The following is a 14,793-nucleotide window of genomic DNA, read 5'->3' on the forward strand; positions in this document are numbered from 1 at the left end:
ATTATATGCTACTTCTTCATGCTATATACATTAACCTTATCTAAACTTAAGTTATATAATTTAGATACTGCTTGTTCAATTTCATATTTTATTTTACTGTTTTCTGCCCCCTCTGCTAGTACTATTACTCCAATAATCTTAGGTTTGTATGTTTTTAAAATAAACGGCTGATTATTTCCGTCACTTGTTGACATAACAATCTTTGATGAATCTGTGTCTTGATTATTTACTCTTTTCCCGCCTTCAGTATCTGTTTCCTCTGTAGTTGATTTTTGAGTATTCTTGTCATATGCCGGAACCTTTTCTTCTCCATTTTCAAAGGACATCATTACTTCAACGTCACCGACTCCATCCATTTTCTTCAAAATGTTTTTTAAATCATTCTTTTGTTTTTCTTCATAATCTTTTGCATCAACTTCACTAGGAGCTTTAGTCTTATCCACATTTACTTGATTTGTAGTTGTTTCAGATATATTGCTGCTGCTTAAGCTTTTGGTTGTTGTTGGATATAAAACATTCATTGCAATTAATGCAAAAGCTAATATTAAACATACAGCAATTAAATTTTTTAATGGCTTTTGACCTAAAATTTTACTAATTTCATTTTTTAATTTGTCCTTATCCATCTTTATACCTCCTATTCATCTAATTGATATACTTCTATTTTCTCCTTAGGAATATCTAACTCACTGCTTATATAATCTTGTACTTCTCCATATTCACTATTTTCTTCTTTACTGTTACTTTTCACCTCATCATTAATTACTATTTTTTTTACCTTTTTAACCTTATTATCACTTACACCTATCTTAAGTTTCTTTACATTAAAAGTTATTTTATTGAAATCAACATCACAATCAACATCACTTTTAAACGTCATATCCTTAAATTTGTTCTTAAGTAAATTGTCACAATTTTTATTAAAATTATTTACAAATGCTTTCTTTCTGTTATCACCTTTATCTTGGTCGTTATTGTTTATATTTTGTAAATCAACTTTAGCTTCATTTTCTGAAAATACCTCCTCATAACTTTTAATGTTATCCACAACTGTTTTTTCTCCATTCGAAACAAAATGTAAAATTGGATTTAAAATTACAGAAATTAATATTAAACCAAGTACAAACCTTATATATTTTTTTATTTTGCTATCAGGTGAAATAAGCTCTACTGCACTTATAAATATGAGAACTGTCACCAATGTTATTACGAAACTTTTCAAACTTTCTATAAACATAAAATTTTTATCCTCCAACTATAAACCTTCCTGAAGATGCTATAATACCAATTAGTATAAAAAACATTAAGGTTACAGTTAAAACGCATGACATTATTAGTACCATGGAACTTCCTGCTGCCTCCAGAGATTTAGTTATCCTTGAATCACTTATAGGTTCTATTAACGCTGCTGATAATTTATATATGAATGTCATTAACACAAGTTTAATAAGCGGATGTAAGAGAATTAATATTATTACTACCAAGCCTATTGAACTTATTGCATTTTTAATTATTAATGAATACCCTGCAACAGATGTAATTGCATCCGAAAACGCCTTTCCAACTATTGGGATAAAATTATCTACAGCAAATTTTGCTGTTTTTAGAGTTACTGCATCAATAGTAGACGATGTAATTCCTCGAATAGTTAATAGGCCAATAAAAATTGTTACGACAATTCCTTGAATCCATATTATTATTTGTTTAAACAATTTGCATAAATTGGTTATCTTGTGTTCTGATGAAATATTATTAGCAAATTCTAAAACAAAACTCATCAGTATCATTGGAATTATAAAATTTGAATATAGTTTTGGTATAAAAACTACTGCCCCGAGAACAATTGGATCCAATGTTGTAGCTTGAGCAATACCGCCTGAAATTGTAATCATTGTTACTAATACCGGAAGAAGAGCACTCATAAAATCTGAGATATTATTTATCACATCCCTTGCTACTGAAATTGATATAATAAAACTTTTTGACAAAACCATTATTATCAAGGCATAACATGCATAAAAGGCGACCTGCGATATACTTTCATTTGAAAATGCATCTTGCAAATTTTTAAGCAGTGAACATATTATTGCTATTGTAACTATTGATACTACAAGTTTTAGAACACTTTTAACTTCCTTAAAAGCCAAACTTATTACTGCATTTAAAATATTATCCAATGAAAGATTGCCTTTCCCTTCTTTAATGTATGTTTTCATGTATTCCACAGGATCTAGCTTATCCATCAATTCCACATCATTTTTCATTTTATTTATATATTCATATAAAGAATTGATTTCATCTTTTGCAGTTCCACCTATGTCATCTATATTAACCTCATTTACCTGTTTACTTTCTGCTTCGTCGTCATTTTTCATACCGTTATTTAATCCCATGTCACTTTTACTTCTACTTTCTGCGGCATAAACTTTATAAATATTTAAAAGGGTTTGACTTGGAATTATTGAAAAAACCATATTTAACGTAATACTCATTATTAATACTAATGTAACTCTTTTTATCATCTTCATAATTAACACCTACATTATCTGCAATATAGAATTTAGCACAGCCATAAGAATCGGTATAGCGAGTACTAAAATCATAATCTTGCCGGATAGTTCTATTTGTGCGGCCAAGCTATCTGCATTGGCATCTTTACACAAAGCACTTGAAAATGATGCTATATATGCAATTGCTAAAATCTTAAGTATAATTCCGATATACAACATATCAATATTTGCTTTATCAGCTATTTGCCTTAAAAAATCAATTATTTCTCTTAGTGGTTCTATCATTATTAGTAGTATAAGTGCTCCAGCAGCCAAAACAAGAAATGTATTTATTTCACTTTTGGTCTGCTTCAAAAACATCATAATAAATAATGTTATGAATGCTATTGAAACAATTTTAATTATCAACATAATCTACGCACCTTACATCATAAACATTGTTTTAACTGTACTAAACAAATCTCCTATGATTGAAACTATCATAAGAAGAATTATTACAACTCCAGCAATATTTGTAATGGCTGCAATTTCACCTTTTCCACTACTTGTTAATACCTTATCTAAAACCACTAAAAGTATTCCAGCTCCACCAATTTTAAAAAGAATGCTTATATCATGCATTAATCTTCCCCCAATCTATATTAAGAATTCTATTTTCAATTACTCATAATATTTTTTATTTAAATTATAAATATGACTATCATTGCCCCAAGACATATTCCAAGATATCTATAAAGCTTTATATTCCTTTTTGCGTTATCTTCGGCATCACTTAAATTCATTTTTATGCCTTCAACGGCTAAAAAAAATATCTTTTCTTGTCCATATACTCCCGATTCTCCCAGAGATTTAAAAAAATCTCCTAAAACCTTTTTATCATCATCATATATAAAAAATTCATTTTTAAACCTTGAATATTCTTCTAAGGCACCTTCATATACACTTTCTACATCTCCTTTAATTAACCTATCTGAAATTGCTTTAATAAAATCACTTAAAGGTTTATCGACCTTATGGGAAAGATTTTCTAATGCTTCAGGTAATGGTGTTGCTCCATAAACAATTTCATTTTCAAGAATTGTTAAAGCTTTTAAAATTTCTTTAAGCTGAGCTTGTCTTTTTCTAAAAGTTTCGCCATATGAAAAACCAATATAAGTGCTTATAAGAAATACGCACATGGCTAATATTAATTTAAGCACATATTTTCACCTCCTTTTAGACTATATACATTTTCTATTGTCCCTACTCCACTTCTATTACTTAAAATAATCGCTCTTTCAAGGATCTGATTATTAAGTAAATCACTTAATACTTTTCTTTTGTATAAATCCTCAATTGTAAAGCCATGAATTGTTGTGATTATATTTACACCAGAGTTAAACGCCATAATAAGTGATTCAATATCGCCTTGAGTCCCAATCTCATCACAAATTAAAACTTCTGGAGAAAGACTTCTAATTGCCATAATAAGACCTTCCCTTTTTAAACAATTATCTAATACATCTGTTCTCAGTCCTAAATCAGTTTGAGGTACTCCCAAATGGCATGCCCCTATTTCACTCCTTTCATCGACTACAACTACCTTTTTTCCATTAAGGCCTAAAATAGACATTCCATTTGAAATATTTCTAGCTATGTCTCTTAATATAGTTGTTTTTCCACACTTAGGAGGCGAAATAATTATTGTGTTATAAATTCTAGATTTTGAAGCAATATACTTCATTACTTTGTCAGATGCTCCTATAACTTCCCTGCAAATTCTTACATTTACAGATGAAATGTTTCGTATGGTCTTTACTTCACCTTTCTCCATAACACATTCACCAGCAATACCTATCCTATGTCCACCTTTAATTGTTATAAAACCTTGACGTATATCTTCTTCATATGCATATAATGAATAATTTGAAATTTTTTGCACTATACTTCTCATATCTTCTTTTGTTGAAATATAATTCATAATGCTTTCCCCATGCTTTGAATAAACTATTATTGGTTTACCAACCTTGATTCTAAATTCATAAATTTGTTCCTTATAAAGTCTATCCTTAATTAAATTGCCTATCTTAAGAGGAAAAATCCCTATGATTTCTTCTTCACCATTCAAAATTCTCACTGCCTCCTCTATCGTTCTCTTATTTAATTAATATTTACCTTCAAGCTGAAATATTACTGATTCTCATAAAAATATGTAAAATAAAAAAAGGACCTCCTAAATCTTATTTAGGATAGTCCTTTAACTTTTACATTATTCTGTAACTTTATTACCTTCTAATTTTAAATTCCATTTGAAAAGATGCTTAGTTCCATTAGAAAAGTTTATTGATTTTAGTTTTAAATTATATGCACAATCTACATAATAAACTATTTATCTTTAATGTTTTTATTACAATAAGGGCATGGAATTTCGTCATTATTATTAAAAGCCGATTGTTCAATAAAAATTGGTTTACCGCAATGGGCGCAATTGATTTCCTTATACTCTTCTTCCATATCATTTAGTTCATCTATAGATAACTCCTCAAATAATTCATCTTGAATATTGCTTAAGTCATCATCCATGAATCTAATATTTTCTTCAATAGCTTCTTGATTTATAGTTAATTCTTCAATTTTTTGGCTCATAATTTCTAAAATAGAATAAATATTATTAAAATATTCCTTTTCTTCTTTGATTTCTATTTTTGATATATTATTTTTAAAGTTTTCAATCTCTTTTCTAAGCTCTTCCATATCTTTTCACTTCCATTTCTTTAATTGTAAAAAATTGCCCTAACGGATATAAATAAAGTTGCTAAGCTGTATACTTAGCAACCTATGTATGGTCCTAAACTCTTTCCATGTATTCCCCAGTTCTAGTATCTACTCTTATTACATCACCTTCATTAACAAACATAGGAACATTTACTACTGCACCAGTTTCAAGTGTTGCTGGTTTCATTGCATTAGTAGCAGTATTTCCTTTAACACCTGGTTCTGATTCTGTAATTAATAATTCAACGAAGTTTGGTGCTTCTACTGAGAAAGCATCTCCCTTAAAGAATTTAATAGTTGCAAACATATTTTCTTTTAAGAATTTTATTGCATCTTGAACCTTTTCGTAATTCAAAGGAATTTGTTCAAACGTTTCTTGATCCATGAAATAATATAATTCTCCATCTGTATAAAGATATTGCAATTCTTTTCTTTCGATTACAACGTCTTGTAATTTTGTAGTTGGGTTAAATGTTGTATCCGTAACTCCACCTGAAATTACATTTCTAAGTTTAGTTCTTACGAATGCTGCACCTTTTCCTGGTTTAACATGTAAAAATTCAACTACTGTAAATACTTGTCCATCCAATTCAAAAGTTGTTCCTTTTCTTATATCTCCTGCTGTTATCATTAAATATCCCTCCAAATTTGTAAAAATAATTACAACGTAACTTTATCTTCAAACATTAAGCTAATATACTTAATCATTGACATAACACTCATATTTTATCAAAAGACTATAATAATTGCAATTATTTCTGGTTACTTTATAGTAAAATTTTATTATATAATAATGAATTAAAAACTTTCTTTTTCACTAATTTCTACTAAAATAGAATTTTCATTTTCATTTTTATTAATGATATAATCACTTATATCATAAATTTTTAGTTTTGAAAGTTCATTTAATAAATACTCTTTGTTACCGTTTAACTTCACCTTTACAAACCATTTTCCATCAATTTTATTTGCAGAAATAATGTTAATTTTATCTAAACAATTTAATTCATTAGTAATATCACTTAAAGTTCTATGATATTTAAAGTTATCCTGTGTATTATTTACTATAATATCTTTTTCACTATTTAGTTTATTTATACAAAAAATTTGAACAAAAACAAAAATAATCATTACTATTACTATTAACTTATTATATATTTTATTCATTTAAGCTTACTCCTAGCTTATATTTATTATTTTCATTCAAATTAATATCATTAATCTTTATACGATTGTTACGTGCTAATTCATTAACCTTATTGAAATCGCTAACTACTAATTCTCCATTATTGTTAGTTATGCACGCCTCTTTTATATCATCATTAAATATATTTTCAATCCATAGGTCAATATCATTAATGTCTAAACTATCATGTTTTGAGTGTACAATATTATCTAAATTTTTAATGGTCTTTTCTTTACTTCCCAACATAATCCTAGCAGTAAATGGCAGCAGTAATAAATTGAGTATTATAAATAAACTTATTATTCTTTTTTCAGATTTATTTATATTTAGCTGCTTAATCCTATAAAACCTTTCCGGTATGAAATCTTTGTTTTTTATATATTTTTTCATTTATAAGTTCTCCTATATTCATATTTATAATATTTATCTTATTCTCATTAGATAATATATTAACTATATCTTTATCAACAAATATTTCTTTAACCCCTTTATTACTTATTATTTTATTTAATATCTCCTTTTCATTTTCTTCTATAAATCCATAATCAAATAATCCTTCTTTAAAACAAATGAAGTAAAAAACATTATTATATTTCACTAGAACTTTTGCTGAAAATTTATTAGTTTTTAAATCCTTTGCCATAATCTCTTTAATTATAAATTGAATAGGCTTTACTTCAATATTCTTAACATAGTCAGCTAACTTTTCTATTCTTTTTGCACCTCTTATGGAATAAATGAAAACAATATTATTCTTTTTATTAAAATCATAATCATATAAAATATCTCCATTTTGAGGAAAGTCATTATTAATTTTATTACTTACAAATTCAGCTAATCTATACTTCTTCACTTTATTATTAAACTGCTTTACATAAAGATCTTCTTCAAGAATAATTATTTTAATATTCGGTTTTAATAAATGATTTATTTCATTAATCATTTCCAAATCATACTCTTTTCCATTTAATATATAGGAATTTTTTTTGATTAAAATAATAGATTTTTTCATATAATAAAATAGAATCTCTCCTTAAAGCAAAATATATTTTTATTATTTACTACTTTTAATAATTTTATTCATCACTATTCTCAAATTTGTATGTCGGAATTAATACTATCTTTTCATCTTCTTTAATATAATATAAGATTTCCCTTTTTCTAATCCTTCCATTATCATTTTGGGTTACCAATAATAACTTACTATCATTTTTACTATATATTAGCGTAGCCTCATCAATTTTCTTTTCAAAATCTTCCGCAAATAAACCTTTATCATCGCTATTACTCTCATCTGAATTGTATAGCTTATCTTCTCTTTCCTTATTAAGCTCTTTCATAAATTTATATAGAGTGTCTTCTTCTCCATTACCAAAATCATATTTATCCATATCAAATTTGTAATAACTCCCTAGCTCATTGTTGTGTTTCATCGTACTATATAAAAAACATCCCAATATGCTCATTAAAGATAATATTATAACAGTGCTAATCAGCACAGTAGCTTTTTTCTTTAAAAACACTTAATAAATTCCTTTCCTTCTTTGTCGATTATACTAAAATAAATTAGTTTACCTCTTTTTCTAACCTCAATACTATCTACATCCTCAAGCATTACATTAATAGTTTGAGTAATATTAAATTTAGTATATTTAACTACAATATTTCCCTCAAAACAATTGATTTTTTTATCCGGGATGCTAGATTTTTCGTTTTTTGAAAATATAACATAACTATTATCTACTATAATTTTTTCCAGTCCGCCTTCTGAAATAATATTATCTAAATTAATAAAGAAATTTTGACAATTATTATATTTAACAGTGAGCTTAGCTGTTTCTATATAGGATTTATACATAGAAACAAATATGTTTATTCCTTCTACTAAGATTATAGTTGTTAAAAAGATATATACTAAAGACTCAATTATAGTAAAGCCTCTTCTTTTTTTATGCTTCATCCATCCACCAACTTTTAGTAAACTCTTTTTCTAAATTAACCTCACTAACTTCATCTTTTATGTTAGCTATGACTTTTAATTTTAATCCCATTTCATCTTCTGAAATTTTGCATATTTCTATATCTTCACCTTTTCCCAAATTCACAATCCCACTATTTAGCAGATTCTTCGAGAAGTCTTGATCATATTTAAAACCTATTTTTTCATCAATTAACATATCATCGATTTCTTTTCTAGTCACATTATATTTAAGTTCATTTATCAAGTTACATACGTCTCTGTTAACTTCCTCAGATAAAATTCTCTCTTTTAGAATCCTTGAGTTTTGTATACTTGCACTTACTATAAAGATTGTAGTTAATGATAAAATCATAAGTGAAGCTATTACTTCAATTAAAATACTACCTTCCTTTCTCATATCACAGCACCATTTTTAATAACAATCAAATCAACTCCTACTCGAATTGTTATATCTACTCTTTCTCCATTCTTATATAAAAGTTTTATTGTAGCACCTTTACTTATTCCTCCTTCAGGGGTTACAAGTGTACTTATATCTTCGCTAATTATTTTAATTTCGCTAGGAAGGACTATTACTTTTTCGATATTATCCCAGCCTTCTACAAAGCGAATCTCATTCTTACTTGATTTGACAGTGATTTTGCCATATTTATTTTTTTCCCTGCAAACGGCTTTTCCATATGTCAGTAAATTTTGTATTTCATAAACATTTCCTGAATATTTTATATCAGAGGACATACTGTTGCTCCATTTACTTAAGGCTATTCCAACATTAAATAAAATTATTAATATAAATATGCAAACTATAGTTTCTATTAAAGTAAATCCTTGTTTTCTCATTATCTTATTCCATTTTTTAAATTATCAAATAGTGGAATTACAAAGCCAATCATAAACATTACAATAAAGCTTGCCATAATTAACATAAAGATTGGATTAATTAGTTTTAGATATTTACTTATTTTTTCAAATAATTCATTTTCTAATTTATTTGCTAATTCTTTAAATCCTTCTTCAATAGATCCGCTTTCCTCCCGTATTCTTACAATGGCCAATGTATATTTTGAAAAGAGGCCGCTATTATCTAAGGACTCAGTTAATGTACTGCCTCTTAAAATATCTTCATTAATCATTTTAATTTTCTTTCTTAAATAAGTGAAACTAATGCTATTTTCACAATATTTGAGAGCTATAGATATATTTATTCCAGTACTTGTTATTATTGAAAATAATATCACCATGATATACTCAAAAAATGATTTAACTATTTTTATTTTTATAAATTTATCAACGGTAATTTTTTTGCAAATAAGCCTTAAAATTATAGCTAATAGCAGTGTCCATGAAGTCAAAGTTATTCCCACAAGAACTGGATTTGATTTTATAGAAAGATTAATATCATATAATAATTTGCAGCTTGCAGGCATGGGTATATTCATAGATTTATATATTTCACAAAAGTTTGGGACTACTATGTTTAATAAAAATATGCCAAGTATTACTATTGATGCAAAAATGAACATGGGGTAAGTACTTGCATTCTTAATTTCCTTTTTAATAAATAAAAGCTTATCATAATAAATATTTAAGCCCCTCAATACTTCATATAGCTTTCCTGTATTTTCACCAATAGATATCATACCTATAAAGAAATCAGGATATAAATTTTTATATTCTGAAAAACCTTGTGATAAACTTTCCCCTCGATTTATAGCTCCTAATACATTAGTTAGATTATTTTTATAAATTTTATCAGGTAAAATATCCGCAACTAATTCCAAGGCATAGGTTATAGTTATTCCATCTTTATAAAGTTGAGCTAAGTTTCCTGAAATTAATGACAGCTGTTTTTCTCTGACTTTATTCTGAAATAGTGGGAATGATTTAAATTCTTTTGATTTCTTTTTATAATTCAAATCTGAACTATAGTTTTCATTATATATATTTTGAGTATTACTATTATGCATTCAATCTTTCTCCATCTATAAATTCAATGTAATCACTATAAGATATTTTCCCTTGATATAATAATTTTTCTAAATCATATTTCATATTTGTATTTGCTAAGTAATCATTATCCTCATATAATTCATCAATTTTCTTTTTATTTTTTTCCTGCAAAAAGTAAACTGCACTTACAATTTGCCTTCCTGCATAACCAGAAAAATTACAAGCGGCACAGCCACATTTTTTATATATTATTTTATCTTTTATGGAATTTTCGCTATCTATAACTTTGCATTCATTGCATAATGTTTTTATTAACCTTTGCGATATAATCCCAACTAAGGCATCGCTTATTAAATAAGGCTTAATTCCCATATTCTCAAGTCTTATATGCACTTCCCTAGCTGATTTACAGTGAATAGTGCTATATACCTTATGTCCTGTAATTGACGCACGAACAGCCATATTTGCCGTCTCCTCATCTCTAATTTCACCTATCATAATTACATCTGGATCTTGCCTTAGTATGCTTCGAAGACCATTTGAGAAATCTATATCTAATTTTTTATTTAAGCTCATTTGATTGATATTAGGCATAACAATCTCTACAGGATCCTCCAGAGTAGTAATATTTAAAGATTTTGAATCAATTTCTTTTAATATAGTGTACAAAGTAGTACTTTTTCCTGAGCCGGTTGGGCCACTAGCTAATATCAGTCCGTTCTTCAACATTATCATTTTTCTGATAATTTTAATTTGTTCTTCGGAGAATCCCAAATCTTCTAATTTATAGCTAAAATTATCACAATAAAGTATTCTTATAACTAATTTTTCTCCATAAATCACAGGAATGGAAGATACTCTTAAATCATATTTCAAATTATTATAATTCACTATTATCTTCCCGTCCTGTGGCCTTCTTTTTTCAGTTATATCCATATTTGCTTTAATTTTAATTTTAGATGCAAGAGTTATATACTCGTTTGAATCAATTTTATGGACTAATACTAAGCTTCCGTTAATTCTGTATCTTACATATACACAATTTTTTTGAGGCTCTAAATGAATATCGCTTGCTCGCTCCTCAATGGCGTTATAAATTAATACATCTTCTAAAGTTCTATCTTCCTCACCGAAAATTATATTCTTGAGATTCTCATAATTTTTTTCTTCTATTTCTACTGCTTTTACATTTTTGTTATATATAAAACCTAAATATTCTTTTGCCTCTTCAGTAATTTTGCTAGACAAAACTAATATTTCATTGGTATTCTCCTTAATTGGAATGACTTTATATTTTTCGCAGATTTCTTTTTTTAGATTTTTTGCAATCTTTAAATCTACATCCTCAATCTTATATTCTTTAATTTTAAGCCACCATCCTTACTAAAGAATTATTTATATACAAATTTTGGACACAAAAATTAATATTTATTCATTGTTTTATTATGATGAATACTATAGTTGTACTAAAATAACTATTGTACTCTTCAAAAATCCTGAAATTGAAATATTATAATGGCATAGAACTCCGGGACGAAGATTTCGATTATTTAGAACTTGACATGCAAGTAGCACTGAAAAAAATATAAGAAATTGATGGTGTTTATTTATCTGGTTGTTATATAAAAGATATTATTAAGAAACACAATGTTTCATACAATTTTAAATTAGAAAAGCACCTAAAGATCACTGTAATTGGCGAACCTTTGATTACTCTCTCTAATTTGGTATTACCATTTATATTTACATTTCTAAAATTTTTTTGATCCAGTCCACTATCTCAGGAAATACTTCATCTAAATAATTCATTGTACAGTGTTCTGCATCTTCATAAAATTTAAGCGTCTTATCTCCCCTAGCCCATTTCATTACTTTTTCGGCATGGAGTTTTGGAGAAGGCATGACCTCATCTTTCCCTGCATGGTAAAATAGTAAAGGTACTTGTAAATTGGGCGAATCCTCAATATCCCAATCAAAATTGTTAACAGCTTCTTCTAACGACTCACACTTAGTCATATATGTGACACCTCTTTGCCAAATTGGATTAAGCCTTTTTAATCCAGCTAATCCACCTATATAAACTAATCCACTATTCCCAACTACACATTTTACACGTTTATCATACGCTGCACACATTGGCGCTAAATATCCACCTAAACTAAATCCAACTAATGCAATTCTATTAATATCAATTTCATATATTTGCTGCTTTTCAAACCAGTCAATGATTACTGATACTACCTTATGATATTCTTTTTCATCGAATTTTATATACTCCCACATTTCACCTTGGCCAATCCCATCAAAGGTAAAGAAATTAAATCCATGTTTTTGAAACAATGTTCCTTGTGAATGACCTTCTGCTTCCTTGATGTTATCCATTCCGTTTATAAAGATTACAAGTGGTTCATTAGGCATATTTGATAATCTTAAATATCCTGGAATTATTGCTCCATTAAAAGGAATTTCAATCCGAATTGGTCTTTCCTTTTCATCATACAAATCAATTGCTCTTTTATAGCTTATCCTAGCTTTTTCTTGTGTTCTCTCTTTTTGATTACTATCTATAAAAAATATATGCTGACCAACATGGTAACATCCTACTGCTTCATGAAATAAGGCTTTTGCTTTAATCTCATATCCGTTTATCAGTTCCTCCTCTGCTTTCTTGTATAATAGATCTCCTTCTTTAGTCCATTCCTCGCACCATTGTAGCCAATTTGATACTCTTGCCACTACCCTCTTTAATCTTCCATAGTCTATTCCAAAACCTAAAAATCTTCCGTACCATCTTTGAAAAATTCTTTTTTCATTAAAAATGAATTTAAATGCAAATTTTTCTTTTAAAGATAAATTAACCATGAATTATCCCACCTTTAATATATTTTAATAGTTATATCGATATTAGTTATAACAACTATAATTTATATTTTAATTTTCCTTAAATTTTTTCTCATCCCTAAATATTTTAATAAAGAATGTAATATTTATTAACCCAAAAACTATCTCTAAAGATTGCAATAAGTAGAACATTGCACCTAAATTTTTATTCTGAGCAAGATAATTTAAAACAGTTGCTATAGGTGCAAGAAACACCACTCCAGTCAATCCAATGCACTTTACTCTCCTTATTACCAATAGATTATATGGAATATTAGGATATAACAAAGCAAGTTTTCTTGCTGATATACCTGTTAAAATCATGCATATAATTAATAATGGTAATGTGTAAAATATAGATTTCTTTACAGTTGCAATAATAATATAATCACCTAAAAACTCTGATATCAAACTTGAAGTCATAAAACATAAAATTAATAGGAATGCCATAACAGAAGTTATCCGATAAAAAAATTTTAATTTCATAAATTTTTCTCCTTATTAAAATAATATATAATTAGTTGTTATATATAAAATAGTTATAGCAACCACTAAGTGCATAAAAACAATTACTCAGCATTTTTATATATTTTTTCTAGAACATTTTCAAATATTCTAAGCTCTTCATCTGACAGTCCTTTTTTAAATTGTTCATTAAGCGACTCAACGCAAGGTATAAGATCATCAAACATTTTTATGCCTTTATCTGTAAGGTATATACACAAGCTTCTTCTATCACTTTCATGTTGTTCTCTTACAATATATCCATTTTTAGAAAGAACATCTAGTATTCTCGTAACATTTGTTTTATCTTTATAGGTCCTTATGGCGATTTCACTTTGAATCAATCCTGGTTCTGCGTATAATACGTTTAAAACTGTCCATTGTTCAAATGTAATGTCATATCCCTTTTCTAAAAAAGCATTAAGAATTTTTCTTTTTATGCAAACTTCGCCTTTAATTATTAAATATCCAATTAACTTTGTGTAATCATATTCTTTATTCAAATAATCACCTTCTTCAAAATAGTTGTTATAACTATAATAATTTTAACAACTATTTTTGTCAAGATTTTTTCTATATATAGCAAAAATTTTCTTAAGACAGTACTATACTAATTTTCCTAGACAAAACTAATATTTCATTTCTATTTCTTAAATAAAATTCAGGGAGAGATAAAAATAAGCCTCTCCCCTTTTTTCTACTACTTGTCTACTTTGTTAAGTAATTCATTATACTCATTCAAAGCTTCATCAAGTTCTTGACTTGCAATAATGACATCTGGATCTAATAAACTTGGTTTCTCATTAATTAAATCTAGTAATGCTTGTCTCATTTCGCAAATCTTTATATTTATGTTTTCAAGTTTACCCATTTTATCCCTCCCTTCGCTATTAACTATAACAATAAGAGGAAATATTGTGTTAATTTGTAACTTATAATAATTAATTGTATAAAAAATCGCAGACGACTGTAGAGCTGGAGATTTTTTTCACGCATCTGCCTTTTCGAACGCATGTGAGAAAAATTTG

The 14,793-nt window shown here is 27.3% G+C and carries 22 protein-coding genes; all 22 read right to left on the reverse strand.

Going from position 1 to position 14,793, the window contains the following annotated elements; translation table 11 throughout:
* Positions 1-8: 8 nt before the first annotated feature.
* Entirely contained in the window at positions 9-626 is a 618-nt protein-coding gene (gene spoIIIAG / locus COL3_RS23115) for a stage III sporulation protein AG (protein WP_008417937.1), read from the reverse strand.
* Between the two features lie 11 nt (positions 627-637).
* Positions 638-1,237 carry a stage III sporulation protein AF gene (spoIIIAF, locus tag COL3_RS23120; RefSeq protein WP_008417934.1) on the reverse strand — a complete coding sequence of 200 codons (600 nt, stop codon included), beginning with the start codon at positions 1,235-1,237 and terminating at the stop codon, positions 638-640.
* A gap of 7 nt (positions 1,238-1,244) precedes the next feature.
* Positions 1,245-2,528 (reverse strand): stage III sporulation protein AE, encoded by a 1,284-nt coding sequence (gene spoIIIAE / locus COL3_RS23125; protein ID WP_008417932.1) that lies wholly within the window; start codon positions 2,526-2,528, stop codon positions 1,245-1,247.
* 9 nt (positions 2,529-2,537) lie between these two features.
* Positions 2,538-2,921: a stage III sporulation protein AD gene (gene spoIIIAD, locus COL3_RS23130; RefSeq protein ID WP_008417916.1), complete on the reverse strand. Its 384-nt coding sequence runs from the start codon at positions 2,919-2,921 to the stop codon at positions 2,538-2,540.
* Positions 2,922-2,933: 12 nt separating this feature from the next.
* Positions 2,934-3,131: a stage III sporulation protein AC gene (spoIIIAC, locus tag COL3_RS23135; RefSeq protein ID WP_008417904.1), complete on the reverse strand. Its 198-nt coding sequence runs from the start codon at positions 3,129-3,131 to the stop codon at positions 2,934-2,936.
* Positions 3,132-3,190: 59 nt separating this feature from the next.
* Positions 3,191-3,709, reverse strand: coding sequence for a stage III sporulation protein SpoIIIAB (spoIIIAB, locus tag COL3_RS23140; RefSeq protein WP_008417885.1), 519 nt, complete (start codon positions 3,707-3,709; stop codon positions 3,191-3,193).
* A complete protein-coding gene (gene spoIIIAA, locus COL3_RS23145) occupies positions 3,697-4,617 on the reverse strand; it encodes a stage III sporulation protein AA (RefSeq protein WP_008417882.1) in 921 nt (306 codons plus the stop codon). The genes spoIIIAB and spoIIIAA overlap by 13 nt, the downstream gene beginning before the upstream one ends.
* Before the next feature lie 257 nt (positions 4,618-4,874).
* Positions 4,875-5,243, reverse strand: a complete 369-nt coding sequence (locus COL3_RS23150; protein WP_008417880.1) for a CD1247 N-terminal domain-containing protein — start codon at positions 5,241-5,243, stop codon at positions 4,875-4,877.
* Positions 5,244-5,337: 94 nt separating this feature from the next.
* Positions 5,338-5,895 carry an elongation factor P gene (gene efp / locus COL3_RS23155; protein ID WP_008417878.1) on the reverse strand — a complete coding sequence of 186 codons (558 nt, stop codon included), beginning with the start codon at positions 5,893-5,895 and terminating at the stop codon, positions 5,338-5,340.
* A gap of 167 nt (positions 5,896-6,062) precedes the next feature.
* Complete coding sequence (locus COL3_RS23160) at positions 6,063-6,431, reverse strand: hypothetical protein (protein WP_008417877.1); 369 nt, start codon at positions 6,429-6,431, stop codon at positions 6,063-6,065.
* A complete protein-coding gene (locus COL3_RS23165) occupies positions 6,424-6,840 on the reverse strand; it encodes a hypothetical protein (protein ID WP_008417875.1) in 417 nt (138 codons plus the stop codon). Before COL3_RS23165 ends, COL3_RS23160 begins: the two co-directional genes overlap by 8 nt.
* Positions 6,791-7,462: a hypothetical protein gene (locus COL3_RS23170; protein ID WP_008417868.1), complete on the reverse strand. Its 672-nt coding sequence runs from the start codon at positions 7,460-7,462 to the stop codon at positions 6,791-6,793. Before COL3_RS23170 ends, COL3_RS23165 begins: the two co-directional genes overlap by 50 nt.
* Positions 7,463-7,526: 64 nt before the next feature.
* A complete protein-coding gene (locus COL3_RS23175; RefSeq protein ID WP_242982176.1) occupies positions 7,527-7,841 on the reverse strand; it encodes a hypothetical protein in 315 nt (104 codons plus the stop codon).
* Between the two features lie 122 nt (positions 7,842-7,963).
* Positions 7,964-8,410: a competence type IV pilus minor pilin ComGF gene (locus COL3_RS23180; protein ID WP_008417862.1), complete on the reverse strand. Its 447-nt coding sequence runs from the start codon at positions 8,408-8,410 to the stop codon at positions 7,964-7,966.
* Positions 8,400-8,828 carry a hypothetical protein gene (locus COL3_RS23185; RefSeq protein ID WP_008417860.1) on the reverse strand — a complete coding sequence of 143 codons (429 nt, stop codon included), beginning with the start codon at positions 8,826-8,828 and terminating at the stop codon, positions 8,400-8,402. Before COL3_RS23185 ends, COL3_RS23180 begins: the two co-directional genes overlap by 11 nt.
* Positions 8,825-9,271 (reverse strand): prepilin-type N-terminal cleavage/methylation domain-containing protein, encoded by a 447-nt coding sequence (locus tag COL3_RS23190; protein WP_008417857.1) that lies wholly within the window; start codon positions 9,269-9,271, stop codon positions 8,825-8,827. Before COL3_RS23190 ends, COL3_RS23185 begins: the two co-directional genes overlap by 4 nt.
* Positions 9,271-10,398, reverse strand: a complete 1,128-nt coding sequence (locus tag COL3_RS23195) for a type II secretion system F family protein (RefSeq protein ID WP_008417856.1) — start codon at positions 10,396-10,398, stop codon at positions 9,271-9,273. The genes COL3_RS23190 and COL3_RS23195 overlap by 1 nt, the downstream gene beginning before the upstream one ends.
* The gene (locus COL3_RS23200; protein ID WP_143327559.1) at positions 10,391-11,746 is read right to left on the reverse strand and encodes a GspE/PulE family protein; all 1,356 of its coding nucleotides are present in this window, start codon (positions 11,744-11,746) and stop codon (positions 10,391-10,393) included. The genes COL3_RS23195 and COL3_RS23200 overlap by 8 nt, the downstream gene beginning before the upstream one ends.
* Positions 11,747-12,124: 378 nt before the next feature.
* Positions 12,125-13,243, reverse strand: a complete 1,119-nt coding sequence (locus tag COL3_RS23205) for a dienelactone hydrolase family protein (RefSeq protein ID WP_008417847.1) — start codon at positions 13,241-13,243, stop codon at positions 12,125-12,127.
* 69 nt (positions 13,244-13,312) lie between these two features.
* Positions 13,313-13,747 carry a hypothetical protein gene (locus COL3_RS23210; protein WP_008417841.1) on the reverse strand — a complete coding sequence of 145 codons (435 nt, stop codon included), beginning with the start codon at positions 13,745-13,747 and terminating at the stop codon, positions 13,313-13,315.
* Between the two features lie 83 nt (positions 13,748-13,830).
* Positions 13,831-14,268, reverse strand: coding sequence for a MarR family transcriptional regulator (locus COL3_RS23215; protein WP_008417838.1), 438 nt, complete (start codon positions 14,266-14,268; stop codon positions 13,831-13,833).
* Positions 14,269-14,465: 197 nt separating this feature from the next.
* Positions 14,466-14,636 carry an aspartyl-phosphate phosphatase Spo0E family protein gene (locus COL3_RS23220; RefSeq protein WP_008417835.1) on the reverse strand — a complete coding sequence of 57 codons (171 nt, stop codon included), beginning with the start codon at positions 14,634-14,636 and terminating at the stop codon, positions 14,466-14,468.
* Positions 14,637-14,793: the final 157 nt, after the last annotated feature.

The sequence above is a fragment of the Clostridium sp. LS genome (assembly GCF_002760435.1).
Lineage (GTDB): Bacteria > Bacillota > Clostridia > Clostridiales > Clostridiaceae > Clostridium.

What these genes read in the sequence shown, in the direction of transcription:
- spoIIIAC (WP_008417904.1), bottom strand. Translation starts at nt 3,131, where the DNA reads ATGCATGATATAAGCATTCTTTTTAAAATTGGTGGAGCTGGAATACTT.
- spoIIIAG (WP_008417937.1), bottom strand. Translation starts at nt 626, where the DNA reads ATGGATAAGGACAAATTAAAAAATGAAATTAGTAAAATTTTAGGTCAA.
- COL3_RS23170 (WP_008417868.1), bottom strand. Translation starts at nt 7,462, where the DNA reads ATGAAAAAATCTATTATTTTAATCAAAAAAAATTCCTATATATTAAAT.
- COL3_RS23185 (WP_008417860.1), bottom strand. Translation starts at nt 8,828, where the DNA reads ATGAGAAAGGAAGGTAGTATTTTAATTGAAGTAATAGCTTCACTTATG.
- COL3_RS23210 (WP_008417841.1), bottom strand. Translation starts at nt 13,747, where the DNA reads ATGAAATTAAAATTTTTTTATCGGATAACTTCTGTTATGGCATTCCTA.
- COL3_RS23175 (WP_242982176.1), bottom strand. Translation starts at nt 7,841, where the DNA reads ATGGATAAATATGATTTTGGTAATGGAGAAGAAGACACTCTATATAAA.
- COL3_RS23220 (WP_008417835.1), bottom strand. Translation starts at nt 14,636, where the DNA reads ATGGGTAAACTTGAAAACATAAATATAAAGATTTGCGAAATGAGACAA.
- COL3_RS23190 (WP_008417857.1), bottom strand. Translation starts at nt 9,271, where the DNA reads ATGAGAAAACAAGGATTTACTTTAATAGAAACTATAGTTTGCATATTT.
- COL3_RS23165 (WP_008417875.1), bottom strand. Translation starts at nt 6,840, where the DNA reads ATGAAAAAATATATAAAAAACAAAGATTTCATACCGGAAAGGTTTTAT.
- COL3_RS23180 (WP_008417862.1), bottom strand. Translation starts at nt 8,410, where the DNA reads ATGAAGCATAAAAAAAGAAGAGGCTTTACTATAATTGAGTCTTTAGTA.
- spoIIIAD (WP_008417916.1), bottom strand. Translation starts at nt 2,921, where the DNA reads ATGTTGATAATTAAAATTGTTTCAATAGCATTCATAACATTATTTATT.
- COL3_RS23150 (WP_008417880.1), bottom strand. Translation starts at nt 5,243, where the DNA reads ATGGAAGAGCTTAGAAAAGAGATTGAAAACTTTAAAAATAATATATCA.
- spoIIIAF (WP_008417934.1), bottom strand. Translation starts at nt 1,237, where the DNA reads ATGTTTATAGAAAGTTTGAAAAGTTTCGTAATAACATTGGTGACAGTT.
- COL3_RS23205 (WP_008417847.1), bottom strand. Translation starts at nt 13,243, where the DNA reads ATGGTTAATTTATCTTTAAAAGAAAAATTTGCATTTAAATTCATTTTT.
- efp (WP_008417878.1), bottom strand. Translation starts at nt 5,895, where the DNA reads ATGATAACAGCAGGAGATATAAGAAAAGGAACAACTTTTGAATTGGAT.
- spoIIIAE (WP_008417932.1), bottom strand. Translation starts at nt 2,528, where the DNA reads ATGAAGATGATAAAAAGAGTTACATTAGTATTAATAATGAGTATTACG.
- COL3_RS23195 (WP_008417856.1), bottom strand. Translation starts at nt 10,398, where the DNA reads ATGCATAATAGTAATACTCAAAATATATATAATGAAAACTATAGTTCA.
- COL3_RS23160 (WP_008417877.1), bottom strand. Translation starts at nt 6,431, where the DNA reads ATGAATAAAATATATAATAAGTTAATAGTAATAGTAATGATTATTTTT.